This is a genomic window from Spiroplasma endosymbiont of Lariophagus distinguendus (assembly GCF_023846195.1).
Lineage (GTDB): Bacteria > Bacillota_I > Bacilli_A > Mycoplasmatales > VBWQ01 > Spiroplasma_E.
In genome coordinates this window covers 1-5153 of the sequence record NZ_JALMUW010000067.1, presented here as the reverse complement: position 1 = coordinate 5153, position 5153 = coordinate 1, and the positions used below count along the sequence as shown (strand labels likewise).

The following is a 5153-nucleotide window of genomic DNA, read 5'->3' as shown; positions in this document are numbered from 1 at the left end:
ATTATTATTTTTCATTGAGAAAAAGTTTTAATTTTTTTTAAAACTATTTCATCATGCATACCCATATTTTTTGGATCTTCTCGCAAAAGAAAAGACATGAAAAAAGTCAAAATGAAAAAACACAAAGCAGCAATAATAAAATAACTGATTTTTGAAATTGTAATAGTTGAAATATTAAGCGTAAGCATATTAATCGGTATAATAATTAAACTTGCCAATAATCCTGGAACAATAAGTATAGTAAAAGTTAAAAAAGCATGTGATTTTACAAAATATTGTTCATTGAACATTAATTCATGAACTCCTAATGATGCAGTACTCATTCCTAACGCAATATTTAACAAAATCAAAGATCAAAAATTTGGTACAATTAAAACTAAACAACAAGTAACCAAAAGTCAACTATGCATTCATCAAATATACAACTTTCTTTTTTTAAATTTTGCAGTAAAAAAAGTAGCTGGTATAGCAAAAATAATTACAGTAAGCGAAACAATCACTGTAATACTAATTGCTTCAGTTACTAAATTAGTTAATGATAAAACTAAAAAATTATTAATAGCTTTTAAACTATTAATACCAAGATAAAGAAAAAAATAATAACTAATAAATAATCATTGCCACTTATCTATCTTTTGCTTAAAAAGAAAAAATAAATAAAAACTTGTAAATAAACAAAAGATTATTAAGAAAGATAATCATATTATCATAGTTTTTTTCCTTTCTTAATTAAATTATTATTTTTTGATTTGTCTTACTGCATCACGATTTTTAATGGTTTCTCTTTTATCATAATTTTTTTTACCACGAGCCAATGCTATTTCTAACTTTGCTCTACTTTTACTATTTAAATATATCATTGTTGGAACAACAGTTAAGTTTTTTTGCTTTTGTTCTTGTTGAATTTTTTTAATTTCACGAGCATTTAAAAGTAATTTTCTTTTTCTTAATGGATCAAGTATATAACTAGTAGTAAATTTATAAGTAGTAATGTTCATATTAATAATATAAGCTTCATTATTACTAAAAGTTACATAACTATCCTGTAAAGATACATTACCTAAACGAATTGATTTAATTTCAGAACCAGTCAAAACAATTCCCACTTCTAATTTTTCTAATAATTCATAATTAAAGTACGCTTTTTTATTTTTTGCAATTATTTTCATTGTTTCCACCATTATTTTCATAAACTTTATAATTAGATTATATAATAATAATTTCATAAATACTGAAATACTTACTTAAATTTGTTTTTTATTAAGAACATGCTATAATCTAATGAAGGTTAGATTAATCAATAGTTTTTCTAGCAATGATTAATGTAAAATTAAACATAAAATTAATATTTGTTGTATAGCGACCCAAGAAATAGATTTTATATTTGTTTTACGGGTTTTTGTTAATTTTATATATTAATAAACAACTGAAAGGAGTCTAAGGACATGGCAGGAGAGTTAAATACTAAACCAATAGCAGTAAAAAATAGTCAATTTTATCAAGGCGATTTGGGTTTTGATAAAAATAATAATGATAAAGTAATTATTTATAAGATTTTAACTGGTAAAAAACTTGAGGTTTGCAAAATTATTATTGATGAACAAAATCATATTTTAAAAATTTCTACGAAAACGGAAATTATTAATGAAGATGAATTCGAAATTTACACATTTGCTTTAGAAGCAGATACTGCTGATTTTATTTTAAAACTTATTGCTAAAAATCAAATTAATGCTGAAATTAATTATGCATTTATAAATAATATTGAAGATTCTTATAATATATCTGAATCAGACTCATTAGAAGAAAAAAAGAAAAAAATTAGGAAACTCTTTTAACTATTTATAAATTTCTTCTCAATTATAAACTGAACCATAACACAAAGCTTTAATTTTAAAATCATTGTTATTATTGATAATTTCTAAAATAGTTTGGGCAATAGAAATCCCTGAGGCAACTATATCATCAATAATAATAATGTTTTTTTTATTAAAAAATTTAATATATTTAGGTAATAAATGAATTTTATTAGTAATTTCCATTTGTCTTTCGCTAACTTTTAATTTATTTTCTCAAAATTTACGGTAGTTATCAACTTGGAAAATATTATTAATAAATAATATCTCATAATTTAATTTTTTTTTAATAATTTTAACTAATTCAATTATTACCAATTCTAAACTACTAACTGAAGTAGGTTTTTTTGGCATCATAATAAAATAATCTAAATTTTCAAACAAATTAAATTTTTGACCAACTTCAAATAAATTAGTTGCTAATCTTATTATAGTATCTTGTTCAATATTTACTTGCTTAATTAAGTTATAATCTTCATTAACTCATAATAAATCCGGATATTGTTTTAAGCCTGGCGATTTAAAATAATTATAATAATAGCATTCAATGTTAAGATTGCTTTGTTGAATTAATCTTTTTTGCCCTTGTATTTTCATTTTTTTACTCCATTTTTCTTTTCATTTTTATTTTTTTTAACTTTACCATTTAGTTTTATCTTTTTTCTATATTTAAAATTATTTGCTTTATACATTTTTGATGATTGATTATTATTATTTTTATCACGGTTTTTATTTTGCTGACCATTTTCTTCTAAAATAAAATCAATAGTTCTAGCAACTTTATTTGCACTTTTAACAAGAACACTGACCTTTTGACCAAGAGCATACTGTTTTTGTTTTCTTTCACCAAACAAAATCATTGCTTTTTCATTAAAAATATAATAATCATCAGTCATGTCTGCAATTCTAATTAAACCCTCAATTGTATTATCTAACTCAACAAATAATCCAAAGCCAGTTACACTAGAAATTATACCTTCAAATTTATGACCAATAAATTGCATCATGTATTCTGCTTTTTTCATTTGATCTACAGCTCGTTCACACTCTAATGCTTTTAATTCCATATTACTAGATTGCTCAGCAGCTCAATTAGTAAAACTTTGATATTTCTCAATTATTTTAGCATTTATTTCTCTTTTAACTATATATTGGCGCAATAAACGATGAACTATTAAATCAGGATAACGTCTAATTGGCGAAGTAAAATGTGTATAATAATCACTAGCAAGTCCAAAATGGCCAATACATTTATTAGTATACTGTGCTTTTTCCATACTTCTTAATAATAAAGTTGATAAAACTTGAAATGTTGGTAATTGTTTTAAAGAATTTAATAATAATTGTAAATCTTTTGAACTAATATTTGTGATTTTTGGATTTAGTTTAATGCCCATTAATTTCAGAATTGTAACCATTTGATGAATTTTTTTAGAACGAGGATGTTCATGAACACGATAAATAAAAGGTAATTTCATATCAAATACAGTTTTAGCAACTACTTCATTAGCTCTAATCATAAAACTTTCAATTAATTTTTCAGCGATATCACGAGTTCTTAAAATAATATCAGTTACTTCTCCATTGTCATTAATAATTGTTTTTGCTTCATTAATTTCAAAATCAATTACTCCAGCATCTTGTTTAAACTTTCATAAAATTTGGTGCAATTCTTTTGCTTTTAGTAACATTTCTCAAATTTGTGGATGTGTTTTAATAAAATTTGGATTTTTACCATTATATCCATCATTTACTTCATCATAATTCATTCTTCTTGCTGATTTCATAAATGCCTGATAAATTTTATGTTTTACTGTTAAACCATTCTTATCAATCTCCATATCACAAACCATACATAAACGTTCTACTTGTTCATTTAAAGAACAAATACCATTTGATAACTGCGTTGGTAACATAGGAATAACACGATCTGCTAAGTAAACAGATGTACCGCGAGTAAATGCCTCTTCATCTAAAGGACTATTTTCTGTTACATAATGACTAACATCAGCAATAGCTACAATTAAACGATAATTACCATTAGCTAGTTTAGTAACACAAATAGCATCATCAAAATCTTTAGCATCTTTACCATCAATTGTAACTAATAACTCTTTAGTCAAATCAATACGACCAATTTTATCTGATTCTAACACTGTTAATGGCACCTTATCTGTTGCTGCTAATGTTTCAACATCAAATTGTGCTTTAATGCCAATTTCATAAATAACAGCTAAAATATCAACACCAGGATCATTAATATTACCCAATATTTTAGTAATAGTAACATTAAAAATATTCTGTTCAAAATTTTTAATTTTTGCAACAACAATATTATTTTCTAACGCTTTATCAGGATTTAAAATATTAACTTCATACTGTTGTAACTTTGCATTTTGAATTAATAATGTTTTTACTTTCGTATCTGCATTAACAATAACAGTACCAACAAGAAGATTAGTATCACGTTTAATAATTTTTAATACTACAGCCTCATCATTCTGATTATTAATTTTCACTAACTTACATAATACTTCATCATTATTTAACGCATTATTTATGTTTTTTATATTAACGTAATATTCTTCTTCACTATTTAATAATTTAACAAATCCAAATCCTTTTTTAGTAATTTGAATTTTGCCAATAAATAAATTATTATTTTTTAGCATATAAAATTGTTGTTCTTTATTTTCCAAAATAATTTCACTATTTTTCAATTCTTCTAAATCAGCAATAAGTTCTTGCTGTTGATGATGATTAGTAATATTAAGTTTCACTGTTAAATCAACCGTTGATAAAGGTGTAATACTATTTTGTAACTCATTAATAATCTCTTGCTTCATTTCAATCAATCCCAACTTTATCCTAATTATATAATTAATTATAATCTATCTTTTAAAATTTATAAAAAGGCACATTTTAGTGTGCCTTTTTATAAAATAATTATCATTAATTTATAACTCCAATAGTATTAATAAGAATTCTTACTATTATTGCCATAGTAAATAACGATATACCTAATACTAAAGTGGCAATAGAAAATAACTTACTTCAACCACGTTCTTTAGTACTAGCAAATAATTCTTGATTACCCCCACTTAAAGCACCAAGTCCATTATGATTTTTTTTACCTTGTAATAAACCTAAAATTACTAATAATATAGCGATAATTAAGGCAATAATTTCAAAAGCAAAAATAATGTTTTGACTCATTTTGTCACTTCCACTTCTTTATAATATTATTAATTTTACACTTAATTTTACTAAAAATAAAAAAATTTTCATAATTATTAT

Annotated in this window: 6 protein-coding genes; 1 reads left to right on the top strand and 5 read right to left on the bottom strand. The window is 23.5% G+C overall.

Going from position 1 to position 5153, the window contains the following annotated elements:
• Positions 1 to 710, bottom strand: a 710-nt coding sequence (locus M0D11_RS05185) for an MFS transporter (protein WP_252320722.1), incomplete at its 3' end; no start/stop codon positions are given.
• Positions 711 to 737: 27 nt separating this feature from the next.
• Positions 738 to 1169 carry an SsrA-binding protein gene (gene smpB, locus M0D11_RS05180; protein ID WP_252320720.1) on the bottom strand — a complete coding sequence of 144 codons (432 nt, stop codon included), beginning with the start codon at positions 1167 to 1169 and terminating at the stop codon, positions 738 to 740.
• 276 nt (positions 1170 to 1445) lie between these two features.
• Here smpB and M0D11_RS05175 point away from each other — a divergent pair, with 276 nt between their 5' ends.
• The gene (locus tag M0D11_RS05175; RefSeq protein ID WP_252320718.1) at positions 1446 to 1838 is read left to right on the top strand and encodes a hypothetical protein; all 393 of its coding nucleotides are present in this window, start codon (positions 1446 to 1448) and stop codon (positions 1836 to 1838) included.
• Here M0D11_RS05175 and M0D11_RS05170 read toward each other — a convergent pair whose 3' ends face one another.
• The 3 genes from M0D11_RS05170 to secG all read right to left on the bottom strand — a co-directional run bounded on the left by M0D11_RS05170 (position 1839) and on the right by secG (position 5072).
• A complete protein-coding gene (locus M0D11_RS05170; protein WP_252320716.1) occupies positions 1839 to 2453 on the bottom strand; it encodes a hypothetical protein in 615 nt (204 codons plus the stop codon).
• On the bottom strand, positions 2426 to 4702 hold the full coding sequence (rnr, locus tag M0D11_RS05165; RefSeq protein WP_252320724.1) for a ribonuclease R: 2277 nt from the start codon (positions 4700 to 4702) through the stop codon (positions 2426 to 2428). Before rnr ends, M0D11_RS05170 begins: the two co-directional genes overlap by 28 nt.
• Positions 4703 to 4808: 106 nt before the next feature.
• Complete coding sequence (gene secG, locus M0D11_RS05160; protein WP_174480339.1) at positions 4809 to 5072, bottom strand: preprotein translocase subunit SecG; 264 nt, start codon at positions 5070 to 5072, stop codon at positions 4809 to 4811.
• Positions 5073 to 5153 lie beyond the last annotated feature (81 nt).